Source organism: Parasphingopyxis algicola (genome assembly GCF_013378075.1).
Classification (GTDB): domain Bacteria; phylum Pseudomonadota; class Alphaproteobacteria; order Sphingomonadales; family Sphingomonadaceae; genus Parasphingopyxis; species Parasphingopyxis algicola.
Window position 1 is genome coordinate 124,411 of the sequence record NZ_CP051131.1, and the last position, 22,819, is coordinate 147,229.

Sequence of the window (22,819 nt, forward strand, 5' to 3'; positions counted from 1 at the left end):
CTGTCTCTCCTTACGAAACGGGCTCGGGGGCGTTGCGGGCGAATGCCGCCAGCTGATCGGCATGCGCCTTCCGGAAACCGGGCCGCGCCAGGCAGCGCTCGACATAGGCGGCGAGGGCGGGGCGGCCGGGTATCAAATCGGTATCACCCGTGTCGCGGAGCGTTGTCGCCATGGCGATATCGGCCACGCTGAACGTGCCGGTCAGATAGGGTTTGTCGCCCAGCGCATCGACGAGGCGATCCAGGCGTTGCCCGAAAAAATCGAGCAAGCCCGTACGGCGCAGTTTTGCCCATTCCTCGTCCTTGGAAAATATGTCGATTTCGTTCAGCTCGAACACCATTGGTTCGATGCTGTTGAACGCCGCGAACAGCCAGCTCAAGGTGCTGGCGCGGCCTTGTGCATCGCGCGGCATCAGCCGCTCGTCCTTCTCGGCGAGATGCAGCAGGATCGCGCCGCTTTCGAACAATTTGATCCCATTATCGTCGAGCACGGGCACCTGGCCCCAGGGCTGTTCGGCGAAATGGCTTTCGGGCCGCGGGTCGACGTCGATCAGCCGCTCTTCATAGGCAAGGCTCAGTTCCTCGCAGGCCCAGCGCGGGCGGAGATCGCGGACATAGCCCTGGGCGAAATCGGGCACCCATTTGAACGCGGTGATGGTGAGGTTCGACATGTCGGTCTCCCTCCAGACAAAGTCGGTCAGGCGCGATAATCGAGCTGCGGATACCAGTCGGTGCCGCGGCCCTCGGGGGTGGTGTCGAGGATCGTCCAGAGCGGCACCATATCGGGCGCGCCGCGCGGATCCTGGCCCGGATCGGCCGTCCCGGCGAACATCTCGGCGCTCCAGAAATGCCGGATGACGCTGTCCTTGCGGGTGAAGACGTTGTAGGCCGGGATATCGGCATCGTCTGCGCTGACATAGGCGCGCGTATAGTCCCCGCTGATATCGGCATAGAAGTCGAGATGGGTCCAGCCGCGCTCCGCCTTGAACGCCTGCAGACGCTCGATCGGCGAACGGGCGATGATCGCCAGCGCCGCCCGGCGCCCGACATGCTGCGCATTGCCGTCCCAGGAATCGAGCAGCGACGTGCACATCGGGCAGGGCCGCTCGCGCTCCGGGCCGTACATGAAACTGTAGGCGATAAGCGTGGCCCTGTCCCCGAACAGCTCGGCGAAGGTGATCGAGCCCTCCGCGCTCTCGAACCGGAAATCGCCGGTCACTTCGCCGCCCGGCGGCAGTCCGCGACGCTGTTCGGAAACGCGCTCGATATGGCGGCGCAGCTCGATTTCCTCGGCAAGCAAGGCGTTGCGCGCCTCACGATAGGCGTCGCTCTCATTGGGGAAGCGGGTCGGATTGCGCGCCGCCAGTTCGGCGGCCGGAACCAGCGGCGTGCCGTTTGTCATAATGCCTCTCCTATTTCTCGAGCGTCACGACGGGCGTGAATCCGCCAAAAATCAGCCGCTTGCCGTCGAACGGCATCGGGTTCTTTTCCGGGTCCATGCGCGGGTCGGCGCTCGGATTTTCCATCATCTCTTCCATCTTCTTCATCGCCGCGTCGCGCGTTTTCTTGTCCGGCCATTCGACCCAGGAAAAGATCACGGCCTCGCCGTCCTCGGCCTTCACCGCGCGGAAGAAATCGGTGGTCTTCCCCTTGGATACATCGTCGCCCCAGCATTCGAGGATGCGGGTTGCGCCCAGGTCCATGAAGACCTGATCCGCGGTTTCGGCGTGGCGAATAAAGGCGTCCTTGTTGCCCTTGGGGCAGGCAATCACGAATCCGTCAACATAGCTCATCCTATCTCTCCCATAGCGTCGTTCGTTTGCATTTTCGGGTCAGGCGGCGGTCCGGGCGCTAGGCGTCGACCGCCACCTCCTCGCACAGCGCGGCGAGTTGGTCGGCAACCGTGTTCCAGCCCTCCTCGAAGCCCATTTCTTCATGGCGTTTCCTGCCGTTTTCGGTCCAGTGCCGCGCCCGGCCCGTATAGCGCGTGCCGCCATTTTCGGCCTTGATCTCCCAGATCCCGATCATGAACGGCTCCTGCGGGACGAGGCCGGCGGTTATCGCATCGGTCGAGGCGAAGCGGCGATTGGTGGTGACTTCGAGGAAGATGCCGTCGCCGGGAAATTCTTCGCCGTCCGGTCCCTTCATCACCATCGCGTTGCGCCCGCCGGGGCGAAAATCCCATTCGACGATTTCCATCCGCCAGGGTTTCGGGCACCACCAGTCTTCCATCCGTTCGGTCATGATTTTCCAGACCGTTTCCGGCGGCGCGGCTATATGGCGGGTGACCGACAGTTCGATGGGTTGCTCGGTCGTCATTGGCCTCTCCTGCGACTCGCCGTTTGATCTGAATGCATCTTGAGGTTATAAAAAGCAACTGTGAAGTTACAAAAAGAAACCAATGCGGGTCGAAGCGAGCGAAAACGCTGGTATAACGATGCGTGCGGAACGGCGTTCGCGCTCGACCTGATCGGCGAACGCTGGTCGATCCTGATTATCCGCGAGCTAATGTTCGGGCCGCGGCGTTTCGGCGAATTGCGCGCCGGGCTGCCCGGGATCAGCGCGAATATCCTGACCCAGCGGCTCGAAAGGCTCGAGGAGAACCGGATACTCGTCAAACGCAGGCTGCCGCCGCCAGCCTCGGCCCAGGTCTACGAGTTGACCGAATGGGGCTATGAGTCCGAACCGATGGTCCAGATGCTGGGCCGCTGGGCGACCCGCCACCCCGAACATGATCCGACCCTGCCGCTCAGCGCCGCGTCGATCATGATGTCGTTCCGCACGATGATCGATTCCGAACGGGCAGGGGAGATGGATGCCCGGCTGGGGTTCAGGCTCGGCGAGGATGCGTTCGTCGCGCATGTGCACGGCGGCGCGATCGATATCGAACGCGGCGATCCGGCAACCGGGGAGGTGCGGGTGTCGGGCGAAGCGACCATGCTTGCCGCGGTCGTCTATGGCGGCGAAGCGCTCGCGGATATGGAGGCCCAGAACTTGCTGACGGTCCGCGGAGATCGTGCACTTTTCGAGCGGTTTATAAAACTGTTCGTGCTGCCCGAGAAACTGCCTGAAATAGGCTGAGGCGCAATCGCCTCAAACTGATTGTCATTGCGAGCGAAGCGAAGCAATCCAGAGCTTCGGGCATGGACGTTTGCAGTTCTGGATTGCCGCGGGCCTTCGGCCTTCGCAATGACGGCTATTGAATCAATGGCTGGAAACGAGCGCGGATGCGAAGCGGGCGGCCCGGAAGCCGCCCGCCTTTGGTGATCTCTACGCCTCGGGTTCGGGCGCCTTTTTCTTCTTCTTTTTCGGCGGCTTGCGCTTGGGCGGCGCCGGCGTGAGCTGGAAGTCGAGCGCGTCGTCCTTCACCGTCACATCCACTTCGCCGCCATTGACCAGCTTGCCGAACAGCAGCTCCTCGGCGAGCGGCTGCTTGACCTTCTCCTGGATCAGCCGGCCCATCGGGCGCGCGCCATAGAGCTTGTCGTAGCCGCGCTCGGTGAGCCAGGTCTTCGCCTCGTCGTCGAGCTTGATATGCACTTCGCGGTCGGCGAGCTGCAGTTCGAGCTCGAGGATGAACTTGTCGACGACGCGCGCGACCACGGCCGGCGGCAGATAGCCGAACGGCACGATCGCATCGAGGCGGTTGCGGAACTCGGGGGTGAACATCTTCTTCACCGCTTCCTCGCTCGCATCCTCTTTCGAGATATCGCCGAAGCCGATGCCCTCGCTCGCCATGTCGGCGGCGCCCGCATTGGTCGTCATGATCAGGATGACGTTGCGGAAATCGACCGTCTTGCCGTGATGATCGGTGAGCTTGCCGTTATCCATGACCTGCAAGAGCACGTTAAAGAGGTCCGGATGCGCTTTCTCGATCTCGTCGAGCAGCAGCACGCAATGCGGATGCTGGTCGACGGCATCGGTCAAGAGGCCGCCCTGATCGTAACCGACATAGCCCGGAGGTGCGCCGATGAGACGGCTCACGCTGTGCCGCTCCATATACTCGCTCATGTCGAACCGTTCGAGCGGAATGCCCATGATCGAGGAGAGCTGGCGCGCGACCTCGGTCTTGCCGACGCCGGTCGGGCCGGTGAACAGATAGTTGCCGATCGGCTTGTGCGGTTCGCGCAGGCCCGCGCGACTCAGCTTGATCGCGGACGACAGCGTCTCGATCGCCAGATCCTGGCCGAACACGACGCGTTTCAGGTCCGTGTCCAGCGATTCCAGCGCCTGTTTGTCGTCGCTCGAAACCTGCTTCGGCGGGATCCGCGCCATCATCGAGATCACATTCTCGATCTCGTTCGGCGTGATCATCTTGCGGCGCTTGGACGGCGCGACGAGCATCTGGCTCGCGCCGGTCTCGTCGATTACGTCGATCGCCTTGTCGGGCAGCTTGCGGTCGTTGATGTAGCGCGACGAGAGCTCCACCGCCGCCTTGATTGCATCCGCCGTATATTTGACGTTGTGATGCTCTTCGTAATGCGGCCGCAGGCCCTGGAGGATCTTGATCGTATCCTCGACCGTCGGCTCGTTGATATCGATCTTCTGGAAGCGCCGGAGCAGGGCCCGGTCCTTCTCGAAATGGTTGCGAAACTCTTTGTACGTCGTCGAGCCGATGCAGCGGATCGCGCCGCTGGAGAGCGCCGGTTTCAACAGGTTCGACGCATCCATCGCGCCGCCCGAGGTCGCACCCGCTCCGATGACCGTGTGAATCTCGTCGATGAAGAGGATCGCATCGGGCTTCTTCTCGAGTTCGGAGACGACCGCTTTCAGCCGCTCCTCGAAATCGCCGCGATAGCGCGTCCCGGCGAGCAGCGCGCCCATATCGAGCGCATAGATCACGGCGGGCTTCAGCACGTCCGGCACGTCCTCCTCGACGATCCGCCGGGCCAGACCTTCGGCGATGGCCGTCTTGCCGACGCCGGGTTCGCCGACATAGAGCGGATTGTTCTTCGAACGGCGGCAGAGGATCTGCACGGTCCGGTCGACCTCGACGCTACGGCCGATCAGCGGGTCGATCTTCCCGGCCTCGGCTTTCTCGTTCAGGTTGACGCAGAATTGCTTGAGCGCGCTCTCGCTCTTCTTCTTGCCGGCCGTCTTCTGTTCGGGCTGTTCTTCCTCGTCGGTACCGCTGATTTCGCGGCTGTCGCTGATCGCTTCGCCCTTGCCGACCCCATGCGAGATATAGCTGACCGCATCGAGGCGGCTCATATCCTGCTGCTGGAGGAAATATACGGCATAGCTTTCGCGCTCGGAGAAAAGGGCGACCAGCACATTGGCGCCGGTTACCTCGTCGCGGCCCGAGGATTGCACATGGAGGATCGCGCGCTGGACGACACGCTGGAAACCGCTGGTCGGCGAGGGGTCGGTCGTGCCGTCGATGCGCAGCGCCTCGAGCTCGTTATCGAGATAGACGGCGACCGCTTCCTGCAGTTCGGAAATCTCGACGCCGCAGGCCGTCATCACCTGCGCGGCGTGATCGTCGTCGGTCAGGGCGAGCAGCAGATGTTCGAGCGTTGCATATTCGTGCTTGCGGTTCGCGGCCTCCGCGAGCGCGTTATGCAGCGTCTGTTCCAGTTCACGAGCAAAAGAGGGCATTAGTTAACTCCTTGCCGGTCTCTACACAGCTGAGACACGGTATATCCTATATGGGAATGGTTAACGGAAAAGTTAACAAAAGGAATAATTTCAACGGTGGAAGGTCCGGAATTCGCCGGTTGCAGCGAGATTTCGGCCGCGCGCATCATCGCTTGAACATCTCGTCCGCGGCTTTGCGATGGCTTACCGCGCCGTCGATTTTTGCGCGCACCCTCTGGATTTCGCCCTCCAGCGCTGCGATCCGCGTTTCCAGTTCCTCTACGGACAGCGGGTCGAGATCCTCGGTGCACAGCTGGGTCAGCGGATCCCCGGGCTTTTTGGCGAAAAGTTCGTCCAAATCCATATCTCCAACGTTGACCCTCGACCCCCGTCTGTCAATAAGGCGGCGCGTTTCCATGGGGCAAAAAAAGGGGGACGAGCATGCCGGACGTGCCCGACCAGATGACCGCTGTCGATATGGAAGCTCCGGGCGAACCGGAGGTCCTGCAGTCCGTCACGCGTCCGGTGCCCGAACCGGGGCCGGGCGAAGTGCTGGTGAAGGTCGCCGCGGCGGGCGTCAATCGCCCCGATATCGTCCAGCGGCGGGGCTTCTATCCGCCGCCGCCGGGCGCGCCGTCCATTCCGGGGCTGGAGATCGCCGGCGAGGTCGTCGGCCTGGGCGAGGGCGCCGATGCGGCGCTGATGGGCCAGCATCTCTGCGCGCTCGTTGCGGGGGGCGGCTATGCCGAATATTGCGCGGCGCCCGTCGCCCAATGCCTGCCGGTTCCCGACGGCCTGTCGCTGAAGGAAGCGGCGGCGCTGCCCGAAACGCTGTTCACCGTCTGGCACAATCTGTTCGAACGCGCCTATGCGCGCGAGGGCGAGACCGCGCTCGTTCATGGCGGCACCAGCGGGATCGGATCGATGGCGATCATGCTGGGCAGGCTGTTCGGCCTGACCGTGATCGTGACCTGCGGCAGCGACGAGAAATGCGCGGCAGCGGAGAAGATCGGCGCGGCCCATGCGATCAACTACAAGACCCGGGATTTCGTCGAGGAGGTAAAGCGGATCACCGACGGCGCGGGTGTCGAGATCGTCATCGACATGGTCGCCGGCGATTATGTCGCGCGCAACCTGCAATGCCTGAAGGAGGATGGCCGCCATGTGACGATCGCCGTGCAGGGCGGGCTCGAGGCGACGATCAACATGGCGCAGGTGATGAGCCGGCGGCTGACGCTGACCGGATCGACGCTTCGCGCGCGGTCCTTGGAATTCAAGGGGCTGCTCGCCGACGAGATCGAGCGCAACGCCTGGCCCTTCGTCGAACAGGGCAAGCTGCGCCCGGTCATGGACAAGAGCTTCCCGTTGGCCAAGGCGGCTGCCGCCCATGCGCGGATGGAAGCCGGCGACCATATCGGCAAGATCGTGCTGGAAGTCTGATGGCCGAACCGCTCATCCTCCATGAAGATGCGCGCAGCGGCAATTGCTACAAGATCCGGCTGACGGCCGCGCATCTCGGCATTCCGCTCGAGCGCCGCGCCTATGACATCATGAACGGCGAAACGCGTACGGTCGACTTCCTTGCGACCGTCAACGCCAATGGCAAGATACCGGTGCTTCAGATCGGCGACCGGTTCCTGCCTGAAAGCAATGCGGCCTGCCATTGGCTGGCCGACGGGAGCTCGCTGATTCCCGAAGATAGCTTCGACCATGCCGATATGCTGCGCTGGATGTTCTGGGAGCAGCATCGGCACGAGCCTGCTGTCGCGGAGATGCGATTCCTCTATCTCTACGTGGGGCGCGATAATCTGACCGACGAGCAGCGTGCGGGAATCCGAGCCCGGGTCGCCAATGGCGAAGCCGCGCTGACCCTGATGGACGAGCATCTGCGGGATCGGGATTTCATGCTGAAATCGGGCTTCAGCCTCGCCGATATCGCGCTCTACGCCTACACCCATGTCGCTGAAGAAGGCGGTTTCGACCTTGCCCGCTGGCCCGCGCTCGGCCGCTGGCTTGAACGCGTCGCCGCCCTGCCGCGCCATGTGCCAATGGATTCCTGACGCGTCCGCCCGTTTGTGCAGAGCAACAAAAACCCCGGCTCCGTCGCTTAGCTGTAACAATAAAACGTCATAGGCTTCCAGGCGGAGCAACGGACAAGGGGTTCGTCATGGATGCACCGCAGGATTTCCTCAAAGACGCAGCGATCTTCAACCTGACGGACAAGCGTCTGTCGGGACCCGAGCCCGATTGCCGGCGCAAGCGATACCGTACGATCTGGGTGTCCGACATCCATCTCGGGACCAAGGGCTGCAATAGCGAGCTGCTGATCGACTTTCTCGACAGTGTCGACAGCGAGACAATGTATCTGGTCGGCGACATTATCGACGGCTGGCGGATGAAGAAGAAATTCTACTGGCCGCCCGAGCATAATGACGTGATCTGGCGGGTGCTGAAGCGGGCGCGGCGCGGCACGCGGATCGTCTATATTCCCGGCAATCACGACGAGATGTTCCGGCAGTTTACCGGGCTGAATTTCGGGAAGGTCGAAATCCGCCGCAAGGCGATCCACGAGACCGCCGACGGCCGGCGCCTGCTCGTCCTGCATGGCGACGAGTTCGACGCGATCATGCTCTCGCATCGCTGGCTCGCCCATCTCGGCGACATGGCCTATACCGCGATGATGGTGCTCAACCGCTGGGTCAACGGGATCCGCGGGTGGTTGGGGCGGCCCTATTGGTCGCTCTCGAAGCACGCCAAGCACAGGGTGAAGAACGCGGTCGAGTTCATCTCGAAATTCGAGGAGATCGTTGCCGAGGAGGCCGGCCGGCGCGGTGTCGACGGCGTCGTATGCGGCCATATCCATACCGCGGAGATCCGCACCATCGAGGGCGTCGAATATTATAATGACGGCGACTGGGTCGAGGGCTGCACCGCGCTGGTCGAGCATTTCGACGGGCGGATGGAAATACTCCACTGGGCCGACGAGATCGCCGCGCGGGATACGGACGAACGCCGGATGCCGGCGGCCGCCTGACATAGGAGAGCGTCCATGCGCATAGCGATCGTTACCGATGCCTGGGACCCGCAGGTCAACGGCGTCGTCCGCACGCTGAAATCCGTCGGCGCGGAACTCCGGAAGATGGGGCATTACGTCCATATCCTTTCGCCCGACCAGTTCCCCTCGATCCCGTGTCCGACCTATGCCGAAATCCGGCTGGCGCTCGTGACCGGCGAACGGCTCGGTACGGCCCTGGCAGAGATCGCGCCCGATGCGATCCATATCGCAACAGAAGGCCCGCTCGGTTTCGCCGCGCGGCGCTGGTGCCGGCGGAACGGTTATCCGTTCACCACCGCCTATCACACGCAATTCCCGGACTATGTGTCGAAGCGGACGGGGCTTCCGTCCGACTGGATCTGGCCTCTGATGCGCCGCTTCCATGCGCCGTCGAGCGCGGTGCTGACGGCGACGGAATCGATCCGCCGCGAGCTGCGCGCCCACGGCATCACCCATCTCGCGCCATGGGGCAGGGGCGTCGATCTCGGCAGTTTCTCGCCCGATGCGCCGCCGCATCCCGCCTATCGCGATAGGCGGGGGCCGATCATGCTCTATGTCGGCCGGGTCGCGATCGAAAAGAATATCGAGGCCTTTCTCGAAAGCCGCCATCCGGGTTCGAAAGTGATCGTCGGTGACGGCCCCGCGCGCGCCGCGCTCGAAAGCCGTTATCCCGACGCCCGTTTCCTCGGCGCCTTGTCGGGAAAAGCGCTGGCCGGTGCCTATGCCGGCGCCGACGTCTTCGTCTTTCCGAGCCGGACCGATACGTTCGGGCTCGTGATGATCGAGGCGCTGGCGTCGGGAACCCCCGTCGCCGCCTATCCGGTCGCGGGCCCGGTCGATGTCGTGACCGACAGGGTCGCCTGTCTCGATCCCGATCTCGATACCGCTATCGCGGGCGCTCTGACGCGCGATCGGGAGGCGTGCGCCCGCTACGGTGCGGCGTTCACCTGGCAACGGAGCGCGAAGGAATTCCTGGCCGCGCTGGTCCGGATCGGACACGAATTCGACAGGGCTGCCTAGGCGCCGATCCCGAACCCGTCGATCGCGCTGCACTCTTGCTCTTGGCGCGCCGCTCGCCTAGATAGAGACCATGTTCGGCCGTCCCGCAGGGGCGGCCCTTTTAATTTCTGGAGTTCACCATGGCCCATCCCCTGATGCCGCATGCGACCGCAAGCTGGCTGGTCGACAACACGGCGCTGTCCTTCGAGCAGATCTCCGAATTCTGCGGCTTGCACATTCTCGAAGTGCAGGCGATCGCCGACGATACGGCCGCCACCAAGCTCACCGGCCGCGATCCGATTGCGGCCCATGAAGTGACGATGGAGGAAATCGAGAAAGGCCAGGCCGATCCCGATTACCGGCTCGAAATGCTGAAAGGGCCCGCACAGATTCGCCGCACCAAGGGCCCACGCTACACGCCGGTTTCCAAGCGGCAGGACAAGCCGGACGGCATTGCCTGGCTGCTCCGCAACCACCCGGAAATCTCCGACGCGCAGGTTGGCAAGCTGATCGGCACGACGCGCAACACGATCAACGCGATCCGCGATCGCACGCACTGGAACATCGCAGAGATCGTTCCCAAGGATCCGGTGACGCTCGGCCTGTGCTCGCAGCGCGAGCTCGATGCGGTCGTCGCCAAGGCGGCGAAGAAGGCCGGTATCGAGGCGCCCAAGGACGAGACGATCGAAGGTGATCGCGAGGCGCTGATCGAGGAACTGCGCCAGGAGCGCCGGGTCGCGGCGGCCGAGGCCGAAGCATTGCTCGCGGCGGAAGCCGCCGAAGCGGCCGGCGAAACCGCGGAGCCGGATGCCGAGGCCGAAACCGAGGCCGAAACCGGGTCGGGCTGGCCGGACATGCCGTCCGAGGACGCCCCCGCCAAGCCGCTTCCGGAAGGCGCGGAAGAATTGTTCAAGAAGAAGGACGACTGACGGCACGGCGTTTCTACTTACAGCGATGTCAGTAGCTTGATTTGTCGCAAGGCCTTGCTATAGGGCGATTATGGTCGAGATTCCTGACATTTGGCGCCAAGATTTCCGCCATCCGGGCACCTGGGACAAGAGCTTCGCTCCGCTCACCGTGTCGCAGATGTTCGCCGACAGCGCAGCGGCACACCCTGACGCCTATCTCGCCGACTTCATGGGCCGGAAATACAGCTATGCCGATGTCCGGCTCGGCGTGAACCGTGTCGCGCGCGGCCTCCAGAAGCTCGGGGTCAAAAAGGGCGACCGGATCGGGCTCTTCCTGCCCAACGTGCCGCACTATCTCGCCGCCTATTATGGCGCGATGAAGATGGGCGCGACGGTCGTCAATTTCTCGCCGCTCTACACGGTCGACGAGCTGACGCATCAGGTCGAGGATTCGGGCACGAAATTGCTGTTTACCCTCTCGGCCAAGGCGCTGCTGCCGACGGCGCTCGAGGTGCTCGACGAATCCTCGCTCGAAAAACTCGTCGTCGGCACCGTCGTCGAGGCGCTGCCGCTGGCGAAATCGCTGCTGTTCCGGGTGTTCAAGGGCGGCGAATCGGTCGACATCCCCAAGCGCCGCGATGTCGTCCCGTTCAGTGAGCTGGTCGACAACAAGGGCGATTGCGGGCGCGTGCCGATCGATCCGCGCAGGGATATCGCGCTGATCCAGTACACCGGCGGCACGACGGGCACGCCCAAGGGCGCGATGCTCACCCACCAGAACATCACCGCCAATGCGCGCCAGATCCAGGCGCTCGATCCGGAGCCGGAGGCCGAAGACCGGATCATGGGCGTGCTGCCCTTCTTCCACGTCTTCGCCAATGCGACGGTGCTCAACCGCACGGTGCTGCGCGGCGGCGAGATCGTCATGCTGCCGCGCTGGAACGCGGCGCAGGCGCTGAAGGCGATCGAGCGCACCAAGGCGACGGCGCTGCCCGGCGTCCCCACCATGTACACCGCACTGCTCGACCATCCGCAGACCGCGAAGACCGATTTCAGCTCGCTTCGCGTCTGTATCTCGGGCGGCGCGCCGCTGCCGGCCGAAACCAAGTCCAAGTTCGAGGCATTGACCGGTGCGAAGCTGGTCGAGGGCTACGGGCTTACCGAGAGTTCGGGCGTCGTCTCCTGCAATCCCTATCACGGCGAGAACAAGACGGGGTCGATCGGCCAGCCCGCCCCGGCGACGATCGTCCGGCTCGTCGACAAGGAAGATCCGAACCAGCCCGCGCCGGAAGGCGAACCGGGCGAAATCGTGATCGCGGGGCCGCAGATCATGTACGGCTATTGGAACCGGCCCGATGCCGACGACCAGATCCTGCATGACGGATTCCTGCGTACCGGCGATGTCGGAACGATCGACGAAGAAGGCTATATCTTCATCGTCGACCGGCTGAAGGACATGATTGCCGTATCCGGCTTCAAGGTGTTTCCGAGCCAGCTCGAGGAAATCCTCTACAGGCATCCGGCCGTGAAGGAGGCGCTCGTGATCGGCGTTCCCGATGCCTATACCGGCGAGAAGCCGAAGGCGTTCGTGACGCTGGAACAGGGCGGCGACGTGACGGACGAGGACCTGGCGAACTGGCTGAACCCGCAGCTCGGCAAGCATGAACAGGTGCAGGCGGTGATTGTTCGCGAGGAACTGCCCAAGACGATGATCGGCAAGCTCGACCGCAAGGCGTTGCGCGCCGAAGAGAGCGAAGGCTAGAGGCTAACCGTCCTTTGTTGAAACGCGATCGTCATTGCGAGCGACCGCGGGGAGCGCGGCAATCCAGAGCCGCAAGCGATGGCGTCCCCAGCTCTGGATTGCTTCGTCGGCTTCGCCTCCTCGCAATGACGAGAACATATGCAAACCCTTGAAATGTAGGAAATTATCTGTTTCGGTATATATCGCGAAACGGATGACTTTTCGGTGGCTACGGGGGCATAGGCGCGACTGACGCCGGAAAGTCTGTGTGTAAACTATGTAAACTTATCGCACGATTATCGCGTCAAAACCGGATGAACACGGTTCCGGATGAGCGGACGACGGCTCAGCCGCGCCGCGCCATCAGCCGCTTGTGCGTTGCTTCGACCTCGCGGAACGCCGCGAATACCGACCGTTCGGGCGCCGTGTTCCCGGTGCGGCCCAGCGCGTAGAGCTGGCTGTAGAACCAGTATTGGGTTGCAAAACCGTCGATCGCCTTGAGCATCTGCAGCCGCTTGAGAAAGCCGAGCCAGTTCGGGATCAGCGCCAGCTCATCCTCGGGTGTCGGCAGCTTTTCCGAGCCGTTCAGCATCTGTCTTGCCGCATCGGGGGTATGACAGAAGGGCCGGCCGATGCCGATCACGTCCGCCGCGCCGCTGTCGAGCGCGTAATCCATCGCCGCGCGGCTGCGGAACCCGCCGGTCACCATCAACGGCACCGACACCTTGTCCTGCATGGCGAGCGCGAAATCGACGAAATAGGCTTCGCGGCGCGCGGTTGATGGAGCGACATTCTGTTTCTGCTCGGCCTCCATTCCCTCGATACCGAGGAGCTTGGGCTGTTCGTAATTGCCGCCCGAGATTTCGAGCAGGTCGATGCCGGCATCGCCGAGCCATTGGGCGACCTGCAGCGAATCCTCGAACTGGAAACCGCCGCGCTGGAAGTCGGCGCTGTTGAGCTTCACCGACACCGGGAAATCTTGGCCGACCGCGTCGCGCACGGCGGAGACGGTCTCGAGCAGGAAGCGCGCCCGGTTTTCGAGCGATCCGCCATAGTCGTCCTCGCGCTGATTGGCGCGCGGCGAAAGGAAGGAAGACAGCAGATAACCGTGCGCGCCGTGGATCTGCACTCCGGTAAATCCGGCGTCCTGCGCGGCTTTCGCCGCGATTGCGAACTGGTCACGGATGTCGTGGATCTCGTCCACTGTCAGCGCGACGGGTTCGCCGAACTGGCCGCCCGGCAGGCCCAGTTTCACGGCCGAGGGCGCCTTGGGGTGCGGATTGACGATCGCCTGGGTCTGCCGGCCGCCATGGCTGAGCTGGGCCCAGAAATGATTTCCGCTCCGCGTCGCGGCGGCCGCCCAGCTCGCGAGCCGGGTCGCGAGTTCGGTATCGGGCTCGCCATGGATGATGACGTTGCCCGGCCGCTCGAGATGATCGCGGTCGACCTGGATATTGCCGGAAAGCAGCATTCCGGCGCCGCCGTCCGACCAGATCCCGTACAACCGTTCGAGTTCTTCGGTCGGCTTGCCGTCGATCGTCGCCAGCCCCTCGGTCATCGCCGCCTTGGCGATCCGGTTCGGCAATGTCGCGCCGCAGGGAAGGGTGAGCGGCTCGGCCAGTTCCGGCGCGCTCATTCGGGCAGCATCACATTTTTGAGATTCATGAATTCGTGCAGCCCGTGCGAGCCCAGTTCGCGGCCATGGCCCGACCGCTTGACGCCGCCGAACGGCGCATAAGGATCGGACGCGAGCATCTGGTTGATCGCCGTCATCCCGGCCTCGATATCGCGGATGAAGCGCTCTTTTTCGCTTTCGTCCGTCGTCCAGGCGCTCGATCCGAGTCCGAAGGGAATATCGTTCGCGACATCGATCGCCTCGTCTATATCCTTGACCTTGAAGACCATGGCGACCGGTCCGAAAAACTCTTCCCGGGCGACTGGCGCGTCTTCCGGAATATCGGTGAGGATCGCGGGCGTCATCCAGGCGCCGGGCTTGTCGGGAATGTCGCCGCCATAGATCCTGTTAGCGCCGGACTGGATTGCTTTTTCCAGCTGCTCGGCGATATCGTCGCGTGCGCCTTCGCTGGAGAGCGGGCCCATTTGCGTACCTTCGTCCGCCGGATCGCCGATCGTGATCGTCTTCACGCCCTCGGTGAAGATTTCCATGAACTCGTCATAGACATCCTCATGGACGACCATCCGCTTGCCGCAGATGCAGCTTTGCCCGGCATTTTGCAGCCTTGCCGTCACCGCGGTTTCGGCGGCTTTCTTCACGTCCGCGCTCGGCATCACGATGAACGGATCCGAACCGCCCAGCTCGAGCACGACTTTCTTGAGATTGTGCCCGGCCGCCTCCGCGACCTTGATCCCGGCGCCTTCGCTGCCGGTGATCGTCACCGCCACGACCCGCTCGTCCGCGATGATCCCGGCGACCTTGGAGGAGCTGATATGCATATTCTGGAACAGCCCTTCGGGTCCGCCGGCATCGAGCACGACCTGCTCGAGCGCGGCCGCGCATCCCGGCGTTGAGCTGGCGTGTTTCAGCAGCCCGACATTGCCGGCCATGATCGTCGGCGCCATGAAGCGCACGACCTGCCAGAAGGGATAGTTCCAGGGCATTACGGCCAGCACCGGGCCCTGCGGAAGCCAGCGCGACACCGAGCGGCCGCTCACCAGCTGCCGTTCGATGGGGTTGAGCATGTGCGGGCCGTTTTCGGCGTAGAAGCGGAATGCCTTTTCGCATTTCTCGATCTCGGCGCGCGCCTGTTTGACGGGCTTGCCCATCTCCGTGGTGATGATCGCCGCCAGTTCGTCGCGCCGCTGCTCATATTGATTGGCGATCTGGGTCAGCAGGTCGGTGCGCGTTTTATATTCGGTGTTGCGCCAATGGCGGAAGGCGGCGGCAGCCTTTGCGAGTTTCGCTTCAATCTGGTCATCGCTCAATTCGGGGAAGGTTTCGCCCTCTTCGCCGGTGGCCGGATTGACTTGCGTAGGCATAATCTCGCTCCTTCGATTTTGGCAGGCGCCCCCCTGAGCCTGTCGAATCGCATATAGCGTGCGGCTCTTGCTTGACCATAGCTCGGTCGCTCGCCCATAGCGACTGCATGACAGACGAAAGCGCCACCGATATCGCCGAACTCTCCTTCGAAGCTGCGCTGGAGGAGCTGGAGGCGATCGTCCGCAAGCTCGAGGCCGGCGAAGCGCCGCTCGATGAATCGATCGAGCTGTACGCGCGCGGCGACAAGCTCAGGGCGCAATGCGAAGCGCGGCTCAAGGCGGCCAAGGCCCGGATCGACAAGCTCCAGCTCGATGCGGACGGCAAACCGGCCGGCGTCGAACCGCTCGATCCCGCCTAGCCGATGCCCGTCGTTTCCATAGGTTTGAAGCCCGCGCTGGAGCGCATGGCCAAGGATGTCGACATCCTGTTCGATACCTGGCTGAAGGTGCCCGGCGATTCGCGTTCAAAACTCTACGAAGCGATGCGCTATGCGGCCATCGGCGGCGGCAAGCGCCTGCGGCCGATGCTGGTCGTCGCTGCGTGCGAGGTGTTCAACGTCGACCGCGACAGCGCGATGCGCGCCGGTTTCGCGATCGAATGCATCCATGTCTATTCGCTGATCCATGACGATCTGCCGTGCATGGACGATGACGATATGCGGCGCGGCAAGCCGACGGTGCACAAGGCGTTCGACGAGGCGACGGCGGTGCTGGCGGGGGATTGCCTGCTCGCGCTGGCGTTCGAGATACTCGGCGAAAAAGCGACCCATGCCGATCCGTTCGTCCGCGCCGAACTGATGGCGGCGTTGGCCCGGGCCAGCGGCCCCGGAGGCATGGGCGGCGGCCAGATGATGGACCTGGAAGCCGAGCATCGCGAACTCGATCTTCCGGCCGTCACCCGGCTGCAGCAGCTCAAGACCGGGGCGCTGATCGGATTCTGCCTCGAAGCTGCGTGCATCATGGCCCGAATCCCGCCGGAGAGCCGCACGCATCTGCGCGGCTATGCGCGCGATATCGGCCTCGCATTCCAGATCGCCGACGATCTGCTCGACGTGACGGGCGACGAAGAAGTCACGGGCAAAAGGGTCGGCAAGGACGCCGAAGCCGGCAAGGCGACCTTCGTCTCGTTGCTCGGTGTGGAACGCGCGCGCCAGCAAGCGGAGATGCTCGTCGAACAGGCGATCGATCATTTGCGCGATTTCGGCGAGGAGGCCGATATGCTGCGCGCGATTGCCCGCTTCTCGATAGAAAGGACCCATTGATGAGCGCCAACAGGGTAGGGGTGTATCCCGGGACGTTCGATCCGATCACGCTCGGCCATATGGACATCATTCGCCGGGGCGCGAAGCTCGTCGACACGCTCATCATCGGGGTGACGACCAATCCGAGCAAATCGCCGATGTTCACGGACGAAGAACGGCTCGAAATGGTGAAACGGGAGGTCGCCGATTGCGAGGGCGATATCCGCGTCGTGCATTTCAACTCGCTGCTGATGGATTTCGCCGAACGCGAGGGGGCGACCGTGATCGTCCGCGGCCTTCGAGCCGTTGCCGACTTCGAATATGAGTTCCAGATGGCCGGGATGAACCAGCAGCTCAACGACGATATCGAGACGCTGTTCCTGATGGCCGATGTGGCGCTGCAGCCGATCGCGTCGCGGCTGGTGAAGGAGATCGCGATGTATGGCGGCGATATCCACAAATTCGTGACACCGGCGGTGGAAAGCGACATGAAAGCCCGGGTCGAAAAGCTCGGCAGAAAAGGCGAATAGAGCATTTCGTTCATCCTGCTTTCAGCCGCAGGCTGGTTGGGCTAAAGGATCAAGGAAATCCATCCGCCGATGCGCGCACCGCATGGCGAGACTGAATGACGAGGATAGTATGCGTTTGAAAATATTCCTGTTTTCCCTGTTGGCCTTTGCGATGGGCGGGGCCGCCCATGCGCAGGACGAAAATGGCGTCACCGATGTTACTGCCAGCCCGGATATAACCTATGCGTCCGCGGCTACCCCGGCGGCCGATCCGGAAAATACGCTGCTGCTCGACCTGTCTACCGGTGGCCGCGTCACGATCCGTTTGCGGCCCGATGCCGCGCCCAACCATGTCGCGCGGATCAAGACGCTCACCCGGCAGGGTTTTTACAACGGCATTATCTTTCATCGCGTGATCGACGGTTTCATGGCGCAGACCGGCGATCCGACGGGGACAGGGCAAGGCGGTTCGCAATTGCCCGATATCGGCGCGGAATTCACGACATTGCCCCATGTTCGCGGGACGGTATCGATGGCCCGGGCCACCGATCCAAACAGTGCCAACAGCCAGTTCTACATCATGTTCATGCCCAATCTCGGCCTCGATCGTAACTATACGGCGTTCGGACGGGTGACGGGCGGCATGCAATATGTCGACGCGATTCCGCGCGGCGAACCGCCGGCCAACCCGGCGCTCATCATCCGGGCGTCGATCGCCGCCGACGATGTCCCGCCGCCGACGGCGGCCGAGATCGCCGCGATGACGCAACCGGCCGCCAACGACCAGGCCGCCGCGCTCGATGCGGCCCTTGGCGAACTGGCGGGCGAGACGCCGCAATAACCGCCCCGTGCGCGTCGATCTTTTCGATTTCGCGCTCCCCGAAGACCGCATAGCGCTCCGCCCGGCCAGTCCGCGCGACAGCGCGCGGATGCTGGTCGTCGAGGGCGATGCGATGCGGGACCGGCTGGCCCGGGACCTCCCCGACTGCTTGCGCGCCGGCGACATGCTGGTTTTCAACGACACCCGCGTCATCCCCGCGCAGCTCGAAGGCCGGCGCGGCCCTGATGTCGAAAACGGGGCGAAGATCGGCGCGACGCTCCACAAGCGCGAAGGGCTGCGCCAGTGGCGTGCCTTCATCCGCAACGCCAAGCGGGTGCGCGAGGGCGACCGGATCGATTTTGGCGGCGATGTCGCGGCGATCGCCTCGGATCGCGGAACGGACGGCAGCTTCCTCTTGAGCTTCGAAGGCGACGAGCCTGTCGAATTGCTGCTCGAACGCGCCGGCACGATGCCGCTGCCGCCCTATATCGCCGGAAAGCGGCCTACCGACGAGCGCGATACCGAGGACTATCAGACGATGTTCGCGCGGCAGAAGGGTGCGGTCGCCGCGCCGACCGCGGCGCTGCACTTCACGCCGGAGCTGATCGAACGGCTGGGCGCGGCCGGGATCGAGCATGTCACCCTCACGCTCCATGTCGGGGCGGGCACTTTCCTGCCGGTCAAGGCGGAGGACAGCGACGATCATGTCATGCATGCGGAATGGGGCCGGATCGACGCGGCCGTGGCGGATCGGCTCAACGCCGTGCGAGCCGCTGGCGGCCGGATCATTTCGGTCGGCACGACGAGCCTGCGCCTACTCGAAAGCGCGGCCGATGCGGACGGGACGATCCGCCCCTTCGAAGGCGACACCTATATCTTCATCACGCCGGGCTATCGGTTCCGGGCGATCGACGGCCTGATGACCAATTTCCACCTGCCGCGCTCGACGCTCTTCATGCTGGTCAGCGCGCTGATGGGCCGCGAGCGGATGCTTGCCGCCTATGCGCATGGGATCGAGGAGGGATATCGTTTCTACAGCTATGGGGATGCGAGCCTGTTGATTCCCGGCTAGCGGGACGGCGATATGCTTTCGGGGGAGTGGCCTATGACCGACGCGACTAAAGCAGGAATATCATATTTCGCGCTCGTCTTCGGCGCGGGTTTCGTTCTGGGGACGATGCGCATTTTCCTTCTCGTCCCGGCAGTCGGCGAATGGACGGCAACGCTGATCGAGCTGCCGATAATTCTCGCGATAGCCTGGTTCGTATGCGGTTGGGCGATCCGCCGCTATGCGGTCAGTCCGCAGGTTTCGGCGCGATTTGCGATGGGCGCCATCGCGCTTGTGCTGCTTTTGGCGGCAGAAATGCTGCTCGCCATCATTCTGTTCGGAGAAGGGCCAATACTCTATGCCGCGCGGATGATGGAGCCTGTCGGGCTCAGCGGTCTTGCGGGACAGCTTTGCTTTGCGCTTTTTCCGCTCTGGCGCATGCGCTAACGCTCGACCGCGTCTTTCCGTTTCACGATCGTCCGAGACCCGATGTCCGACCCCCGTTTCGCCTTCTCCATCTCCGCGACCGACGGTTCCGCCCGGACCGGCGAAATCCGGATGCGGCGGGGCGAAATCCGCACGCCGGCCTTCATGCCGGTCGGGACGGCCGCAACGGTGAAGGCGATGAAACCCGCCGATGTTCGCGCTGCGGGCGCAGATATCATCCTCGGCAATACCTATCATCTGATGCTGCGGCCCGGAGCAGAGCGGATCGCGAAGCTCGGCGGCCTGCACAAGTTCATGGGCTGGGATCGGCCGATCCTGACGGATAGCGGCGGGTACCAAGTGATGAGTCTCTCCGAACTGACCAAGGTCAGCGAAGAGGGCGTCGCCTTTGCCAGCCATATCGACGGTTCGCGGCACATGCTCAGCCCCGAACGCTCGATGGAGGTCCAGACCCTGCTGGGTTCGGACATCGTCATGGCGTTCGACCAGCTCGTGAAGACTACCGACACACCCGACGCCCAGGCCGAGGCTATGGAGCGTTCGATGCGCTGGGCTAAACGGTCGCGGGACGCTTTCGATGCGATGGACAACCCCGGCGCGCTTTTCGGTATCCAGCAGGGCGGACTGGACGAAGCATTGCGCAGGGCATCCGCCGACGCGCTGATCGATATCGGTTTCGATGGTTATGCAGTCGGCGGCCTGGCGGTCGGGGAAGGGCAAGCGGCGATGTTCGGCTGTCTCGATTTCGCGCCTGCCCAGTTTCCGGAGGACAGGCCGCGCTATCTGATGGGCGTCGGCAAGCCGGACGATTTGGTCGGCGCGGTCGCGCGCGGCATCGACATGTTCGATTGCGTGCTGCCGACGCGGTCCGGCCGGACGGGCCAGGCATTCACCGCCGATGGGCCGATCAACATCAGAAACGCGCGGTTCGGCGAGGATACCGGGCCGCTCGATCCAGACTGCGCGTGCCCGGTCTGCGGCCAATGGTCGCGCGCCTATCTCCACCATCTCGTTCGCGCGGGCGAGATTTTGGGCGCGATGCTGATGACCGAGCATAATATCTTCTTCTACCAGTCGCTGATGGCGGGCATGCGCGCGGCGATCGCGGGCGGCGCTTTCACGGGCTTCGCGGACGATTTCATCGACCGCTACAAACGGGGAAACTGAACCGATGGCACTTGTCGATATCGAGCGCGGCGACGGCTATGCCGTCCTGACCTTGAACCGTCCCGACGCGATGAACGCGCTGTCCGCAGCGCTGCGCGCCGAACTGGCGCAAACGGTCCGCACGATGGAGGCCGACCCCGACATACGCGTGCTGATCCTGACCGGCGCCGGCGAGCGGGCGTTCAGCGCCGGCCTCGATCTCGAGGAGCTGGGATCGGGTGCGTCGAGCGTTGGCGATGCGGTCGAGGTCGAGGATCCGGTCACCGCGCTCGGCCAGTTCAGCGGGCCGGTGATCGGCGCGATCAACGGGGTTGCGATCACCGGCGGATTCGAACTGGCGCTCGCCTGCGATGTGTTGATCGCAAGCGAGAATGCACGCTTCGCCGATACCCATGCGCGGGTCGGCGTGATGCCCGGCTGGGGGCTCAGCCAGAAGCTGAGCCGGCTGATCGGCATCTCGCGGGCCAAGGAACTGTCGTTGACCGGTAATTTCATCGGTGCCGAGCAGGCCGAACGCTGGGGGCTCGTCAATCGCGTCGTCGCCGCGGACGAGCTTCTTCCCGAGGCGCGGCGGCTGGCCGAGGATCTGCTGTCGGTCGAACCCGATATGCTGACCGGCTATCTCAAGCTGATCGACGACGGTTTTGCGATGGCCTTCGCCGACGGTCTCGATCTCGAGCGCGAACGGGCGGCGGACAATGCAGGCATCTCGGCCGAGGAAATCGAGGCGCGCCGGGCAGCCGTGCAGGCGCGGGGCCGGGGCCAGTCGGGTTGACCGCTATTCGGCGGCGATGGCCTCGGGTTCCTTGCTCGTGGTCGGGCCGAACGTGATCGTCCCGGTCTCGGCAAACACCATCGCCTCGTCGGCGATCGGGGCCTCGCGCAATTCCTTCACGTCCTTGCGGTAATTCTGGAGGTTGCGCCAGACGCCGCGATCGCCCTGCGCGGGCAGCTTGTCCTCGGCACGCTTGAAATAGCCCGACGAGAAATCGACCCAGGGCAGGCGTTCGATCTGTTCGTCCTCGGGCAGACGCGGAACCGCGATCTGAACGCCGTTGGCGTCCATATAGTTGAGCAGCCTGGCGACATATTCGCAGGTCAGATCGGCGCGCAAAGTCCAGGAGGCATTGGTATAGCCGAACGAGAAGGCGAGGTTCGGTACGTCGTCGAACATCATCGCCTTGTAGGTGACCTTGTCGCCGAAATTGACCGGCTGGCCGTCGACCGTGATCTCCGCGCCGCCCGCCATCTGCAGGTCGAGCCCGGTGGCGGTGACCACGATGTCCGCTTCCATCTCCTCGCCCGATTGCAGGCGGACGCCCCGCTCGGTGAAACGGTCGATATGGCCCGTCTCGACCGACGCCTTTCCGTTGCGGATCACGCGGAAGAAATCGCTGTCCGGAACGAGACAGAGGCGCTGTTCCCAGGGATTGTAGCTCGGCGTGAAATGAGTGGAGATGTCGTAATCGGGACCGAGTTCGTCCTGAACCTTGTCGAGCAGGAAGGCCTTGACCTTTTCCGGTTTGTTGCGCGCGCGCCGGAACACGATGTGCTGGAGCAGCGCGTTCCGCCAGCGGATCAGATTATAGGCGAATTGCGATGGCAGCCATTTGCGCAGGAAGTTCGCGACCGCATCCTCCGACGGGCGGGAGACCATATAGGTGGGCGAGCGCTGGAGCATCGTCACATGCTCGGGCGGGCCTTCGCTGTCGATCATCGCGGGTACGAGCGTTACCGCCGTGGCGCCGGATCCGATAACGACGACCTGTTTGCCCGCATAATCGAGATCCTGCGGCCAGTGCTGAGGATGGACGATTTTGCCCTGATAACGGTCGAAATCCTGCCAGTCGGGCGTGTAGCCGGCTTCGTAATTGTAATAGCCGGTGCACATGAAAAGGAAATTGCAGCTGATCCAGACGGTCTCGCCGTCGCGTTCGGCCTCAACCAGCCATCGCGCGTCCTCGGACGACCATTCGGCGCCCTTCACATGATGCTTGAACCGGATCTTGTCGCGAATGTCATACTGATCCGCCGTCTCTTCGAGATATTGGAGGATCGAGGGCCCATCCGCGATCGCCTTCTGCGCGGTCCAGGGTTTGAACGTGTAGCCGAGGGTGAACATGTCCGAATCCGAACGGATACCGGGATAACGGAACAGGTCCCAGGTCCCGCCGATATTCTCGCGGCCCTCGAGGATCACGTAACTCTTCTGCGGGCAATCGCGTTGCAGATAATAGCCCGCCCCGATGCCGGAAATCCCGGCGCCGACGACGACGACGTCAAAATGTTCGGGTGCGTCTTCGCGTGCCAT

Annotated in this window: 24 protein-coding genes; 15 read left to right on the forward strand and 9 right to left on the reverse strand. The window is 63.4% G+C overall.

Features of this window, described 5'->3' with window-relative positions; translation table 11 throughout:
* Positions 1 to 10 precede the first annotated feature (10 nt).
* From HFP57_RS00670 to HFP57_RS00685, 4 genes are read right to left on the reverse strand one after another with little or no spacing between them, the layout of a single operon-like run.
* Positions 11 to 670 (reverse strand): glutathione S-transferase family protein, encoded by a 660-nt coding sequence (locus tag HFP57_RS00670; RefSeq protein WP_176867963.1) that lies wholly within the window; start codon positions 668 to 670, stop codon positions 11 to 13.
* 26 nt (positions 671 to 696) lie between these two features.
* Positions 697 to 1,401 carry a DUF899 family protein gene (locus HFP57_RS00675; RefSeq protein WP_176867964.1) on the reverse strand — a complete coding sequence of 235 codons (705 nt, stop codon included), beginning with the start codon at positions 1,399 to 1,401 and terminating at the stop codon, positions 697 to 699.
* Positions 1,402 to 1,411: 10 nt separating this feature from the next.
* The gene (locus HFP57_RS00680) at positions 1,412 to 1,792 is read right to left on the reverse strand and encodes a DUF1428 domain-containing protein (RefSeq protein WP_176867965.1); all 381 of its coding nucleotides are present in this window, start codon (positions 1,790 to 1,792) and stop codon (positions 1,412 to 1,414) included.
* A 58-nt stretch (positions 1,793 to 1,850) separates the two neighbouring features.
* A complete protein-coding gene (locus HFP57_RS00685) occupies positions 1,851 to 2,318 on the reverse strand; it encodes an SRPBCC family protein (protein WP_176867966.1) in 468 nt (155 codons plus the stop codon).
* Positions 2,319 to 2,378: 60 nt separating this feature from the next.
* On the opposite strand from HFP57_RS00685, the gene HFP57_RS00690 reads away from it, so the two are divergent.
* Positions 2,379 to 3,080 (forward strand): winged helix-turn-helix transcriptional regulator, encoded by a 702-nt coding sequence (locus HFP57_RS00690; RefSeq protein ID WP_176867967.1) that lies wholly within the window; start codon positions 2,379 to 2,381, stop codon positions 3,078 to 3,080.
* Positions 3,081 to 3,269: 189 nt separating this feature from the next.
* On the opposite strand, the gene clpA is transcribed toward HFP57_RS00690, so the two are convergent.
* A complete protein-coding gene (clpA, locus tag HFP57_RS00695; protein ID WP_176867968.1) occupies positions 3,270 to 5,597 on the reverse strand; it encodes an ATP-dependent Clp protease ATP-binding subunit ClpA in 2,328 nt (775 codons plus the stop codon).
* Positions 5,598 to 5,742: 145 nt separating this feature from the next.
* Positions 5,743 to 5,940 (reverse strand): DUF1192 domain-containing protein, encoded by a 198-nt coding sequence (locus tag HFP57_RS00700; protein WP_176867969.1) that lies wholly within the window; start codon positions 5,938 to 5,940, stop codon positions 5,743 to 5,745.
* A 77-nt stretch (positions 5,941 to 6,017) separates the two neighbouring features.
* Between HFP57_RS00700 and HFP57_RS00705 the strand changes: the two genes are divergently transcribed.
* From HFP57_RS00705 to HFP57_RS00730, 6 genes are all read left to right on the forward strand, one after another.
* Positions 6,018 to 7,016: an NAD(P)H-quinone oxidoreductase gene (locus tag HFP57_RS00705; RefSeq protein WP_176867970.1), complete on the forward strand. Its 999-nt coding sequence runs from the start codon at positions 6,018 to 6,020 to the stop codon at positions 7,014 to 7,016.
* Positions 7,016 to 7,636 (forward strand): glutathione S-transferase family protein, encoded by a 621-nt coding sequence (locus tag HFP57_RS00710; RefSeq protein WP_176867971.1) that lies wholly within the window; start codon positions 7,016 to 7,018, stop codon positions 7,634 to 7,636. Before HFP57_RS00705 ends, HFP57_RS00710 begins: the two co-directional genes overlap by 1 nt.
* Positions 7,637 to 7,743: 107 nt before the next feature.
* A complete protein-coding gene (locus tag HFP57_RS00715) occupies positions 7,744 to 8,610 on the forward strand; it encodes a UDP-2,3-diacylglucosamine diphosphatase (RefSeq protein WP_176867972.1) in 867 nt (288 codons plus the stop codon).
* Between the two features lie 15 nt (positions 8,611 to 8,625).
* The gene (locus HFP57_RS00720) at positions 8,626 to 9,651 is read left to right on the forward strand and encodes a glycosyltransferase family 4 protein (protein ID WP_176867973.1); all 1,026 of its coding nucleotides are present in this window, start codon (positions 8,626 to 8,628) and stop codon (positions 9,649 to 9,651) included.
* Between the two features lie 134 nt (positions 9,652 to 9,785).
* Positions 9,786 to 10,559 (forward strand): DUF1013 domain-containing protein, encoded by a 774-nt coding sequence (locus HFP57_RS00725; protein ID WP_176871076.1) that lies wholly within the window; start codon positions 9,786 to 9,788, stop codon positions 10,557 to 10,559.
* A gap of 70 nt (positions 10,560 to 10,629) precedes the next feature.
* Positions 10,630 to 12,300, forward strand: coding sequence for a long-chain-fatty-acid--CoA ligase (locus tag HFP57_RS00730; RefSeq protein WP_176867974.1), 1,671 nt, complete (start codon positions 10,630 to 10,632; stop codon positions 12,298 to 12,300).
* A gap of 325 nt (positions 12,301 to 12,625) precedes the next feature.
* Here the strand turns inward: HFP57_RS00730 and HFP57_RS00735 are convergent, their stop codons facing one another.
* Together HFP57_RS00735 and HFP57_RS00740 are read right to left on the reverse strand one after the other, a co-directional pair.
* Positions 12,626 to 13,915, reverse strand: a complete 1,290-nt coding sequence (locus HFP57_RS00735; protein WP_176867975.1) for an NADH:flavin oxidoreductase/NADH oxidase family protein — start codon at positions 13,913 to 13,915, stop codon at positions 12,626 to 12,628.
* Positions 13,912 to 15,276, reverse strand: coding sequence for an NAD-dependent succinate-semialdehyde dehydrogenase (locus HFP57_RS00740; protein ID WP_176867976.1), 1,365 nt, complete (start codon positions 15,274 to 15,276; stop codon positions 13,912 to 13,914). Before HFP57_RS00740 ends, HFP57_RS00735 begins: the two co-directional genes overlap by 4 nt.
* Before the next feature lie 107 nt (positions 15,277 to 15,383).
* Between HFP57_RS00740 and HFP57_RS00745 the strand changes: the two genes are divergently transcribed.
* The 8 genes from HFP57_RS00745 (at position 15,384) to HFP57_RS00780 (ending at position 21,283) form a co-directional block, all read left to right on the forward strand.
* Entirely contained in the window at positions 15,384 to 15,635 is a 252-nt protein-coding gene (locus HFP57_RS00745) for an exodeoxyribonuclease VII small subunit (protein WP_176867977.1), read from the forward strand.
* Between the two features lie 45 nt (positions 15,636 to 15,680).
* Positions 15,681 to 16,538 (forward strand): polyprenyl synthetase family protein, encoded by an 858-nt coding sequence (locus HFP57_RS00750; protein WP_425500717.1) that lies wholly within the window; start codon positions 15,681 to 15,683, stop codon positions 16,536 to 16,538.
* Positions 16,538 to 17,047 carry a pantetheine-phosphate adenylyltransferase gene (coaD, locus tag HFP57_RS00755; RefSeq protein ID WP_176867979.1) on the forward strand — a complete coding sequence of 170 codons (510 nt, stop codon included), beginning with the start codon at positions 16,538 to 16,540 and terminating at the stop codon, positions 17,045 to 17,047. The genes HFP57_RS00750 and coaD overlap by 1 nt, the downstream gene beginning before the upstream one ends.
* A 109-nt stretch (positions 17,048 to 17,156) precedes the next feature.
* Entirely contained in the window at positions 17,157 to 17,867 is a 711-nt protein-coding gene (locus HFP57_RS00760; protein ID WP_246263237.1) for a peptidylprolyl isomerase, read from the forward strand.
* A gap of 7 nt (positions 17,868 to 17,874) precedes the next feature.
* On the forward strand, positions 17,875 to 18,918 hold the full coding sequence (gene queA, locus HFP57_RS00765; protein WP_176867980.1) for a tRNA preQ1(34) S-adenosylmethionine ribosyltransferase-isomerase QueA: 1,044 nt from the start codon (positions 17,875 to 17,877) through the stop codon (positions 18,916 to 18,918).
* A gap of 33 nt (positions 18,919 to 18,951) precedes the next feature.
* Positions 18,952 to 19,341, forward strand: a complete 390-nt coding sequence (locus tag HFP57_RS00770; RefSeq protein WP_176867981.1) for a hypothetical protein — start codon at positions 18,952 to 18,954, stop codon at positions 19,339 to 19,341.
* A gap of 42 nt (positions 19,342 to 19,383) precedes the next feature.
* Positions 19,384 to 20,508, forward strand: a complete 1,125-nt coding sequence (gene tgt, locus HFP57_RS00775; protein ID WP_176867982.1) for a tRNA guanosine(34) transglycosylase Tgt — start codon at positions 19,384 to 19,386, stop codon at positions 20,506 to 20,508.
* A 4-nt stretch (positions 20,509 to 20,512) separates the two neighbouring features.
* Positions 20,513 to 21,283 (forward strand): enoyl-CoA hydratase, encoded by a 771-nt coding sequence (locus HFP57_RS00780; RefSeq protein WP_176867983.1) that lies wholly within the window; start codon positions 20,513 to 20,515, stop codon positions 21,281 to 21,283.
* Between the two features lie 3 nt (positions 21,284 to 21,286).
* Here the strand turns inward: HFP57_RS00780 and HFP57_RS00785 are convergent, their stop codons facing one another.
* A complete protein-coding gene (locus tag HFP57_RS00785) occupies positions 21,287 to 22,819 on the reverse strand; it encodes a flavin-containing monooxygenase (RefSeq protein WP_176867984.1) in 1,533 nt (510 codons plus the stop codon).

Excerpts from the sequence above, each read along its gene's own strand:
- tgt (WP_176867982.1), top strand. The coding sequence starts at position 19,384 with ATGTCCGACCCCCGTTTCGCCTTCTCCATCTCCGCGACCGACGGTTCC.
- HFP57_RS00760 (WP_246263237.1), top strand. The coding sequence starts at position 17,157 with ATGCGTTTGAAAATATTCCTGTTTTCCCTGTTGGCCTTTGCGATGGGC.
- HFP57_RS00780 (WP_176867983.1), top strand. The coding sequence starts at position 20,513 with ATGGCACTTGTCGATATCGAGCGCGGCGACGGCTATGCCGTCCTGACC.
- coaD (WP_176867979.1), top strand. The coding sequence starts at position 16,538 with ATGAGCGCCAACAGGGTAGGGGTGTATCCCGGGACGTTCGATCCGATC.
- HFP57_RS00675 (WP_176867964.1), bottom strand. The coding sequence starts at position 1,401 with ATGACAAACGGCACGCCGCTGGTTCCGGCCGCCGAACTGGCGGCGCGC.
- clpA (WP_176867968.1), bottom strand. The coding sequence starts at position 5,597 with ATGCCCTCTTTTGCTCGTGAACTGGAACAGACGCTGCATAACGCGCTC.
- HFP57_RS00705 (WP_176867970.1), top strand. The coding sequence starts at position 6,018 with ATGCCGGACGTGCCCGACCAGATGACCGCTGTCGATATGGAAGCTCCG.
- HFP57_RS00720 (WP_176867973.1), top strand. The coding sequence starts at position 8,626 with ATGCGCATAGCGATCGTTACCGATGCCTGGGACCCGCAGGTCAACGGC.
- HFP57_RS00685 (WP_176867966.1), bottom strand. The coding sequence starts at position 2,318 with ATGACGACCGAGCAACCCATCGAACTGTCGGTCACCCGCCATATAGCC.
- HFP57_RS00715 (WP_176867972.1), top strand. The coding sequence starts at position 7,744 with ATGGATGCACCGCAGGATTTCCTCAAAGACGCAGCGATCTTCAACCTG.
- HFP57_RS00785 (WP_176867984.1), bottom strand. The coding sequence starts at position 22,819 with ATGGCACGCGAAGACGCACCCGAACATTTTGACGTCGTCGTCGTCGGC.
- HFP57_RS00725 (WP_176871076.1), top strand. The coding sequence starts at position 9,786 with ATGCCGCATGCGACCGCAAGCTGGCTGGTCGACAACACGGCGCTGTCC.
- HFP57_RS00730 (WP_176867974.1), top strand. The coding sequence starts at position 10,630 with ATGGTCGAGATTCCTGACATTTGGCGCCAAGATTTCCGCCATCCGGGC.
- HFP57_RS00710 (WP_176867971.1), top strand. The coding sequence starts at position 7,016 with ATGGCCGAACCGCTCATCCTCCATGAAGATGCGCGCAGCGGCAATTGC.
- HFP57_RS00735 (WP_176867975.1), bottom strand. The coding sequence starts at position 13,915 with ATGAGCGCGCCGGAACTGGCCGAGCCGCTCACCCTTCCCTGCGGCGCG.
- HFP57_RS00670 (WP_176867963.1), bottom strand. The coding sequence starts at position 670 with ATGTCGAACCTCACCATCACCGCGTTCAAATGGGTGCCCGATTTCGCC.
- HFP57_RS00770 (WP_176867981.1), top strand. The coding sequence starts at position 18,952 with ATGACCGACGCGACTAAAGCAGGAATATCATATTTCGCGCTCGTCTTC.
- HFP57_RS00680 (WP_176867965.1), bottom strand. The coding sequence starts at position 1,792 with ATGAGCTATGTTGACGGATTCGTGATTGCCTGCCCCAAGGGCAACAAG.
- HFP57_RS00745 (WP_176867977.1), top strand. The coding sequence starts at position 15,384 with ATGACAGACGAAAGCGCCACCGATATCGCCGAACTCTCCTTCGAAGCT.
- HFP57_RS00700 (WP_176867969.1), bottom strand. The coding sequence starts at position 5,940 with ATGGATTTGGACGAACTTTTCGCCAAAAAGCCCGGGGATCCGCTGACC.
- HFP57_RS00750 (WP_425500717.1), top strand. The coding sequence starts at position 15,681 with ATGGCCAAGGATGTCGACATCCTGTTCGATACCTGGCTGAAGGTGCCC.
- HFP57_RS00740 (WP_176867976.1), bottom strand. The coding sequence starts at position 15,276 with ATGCCTACGCAAGTCAATCCGGCCACCGGCGAAGAGGGCGAAACCTTC.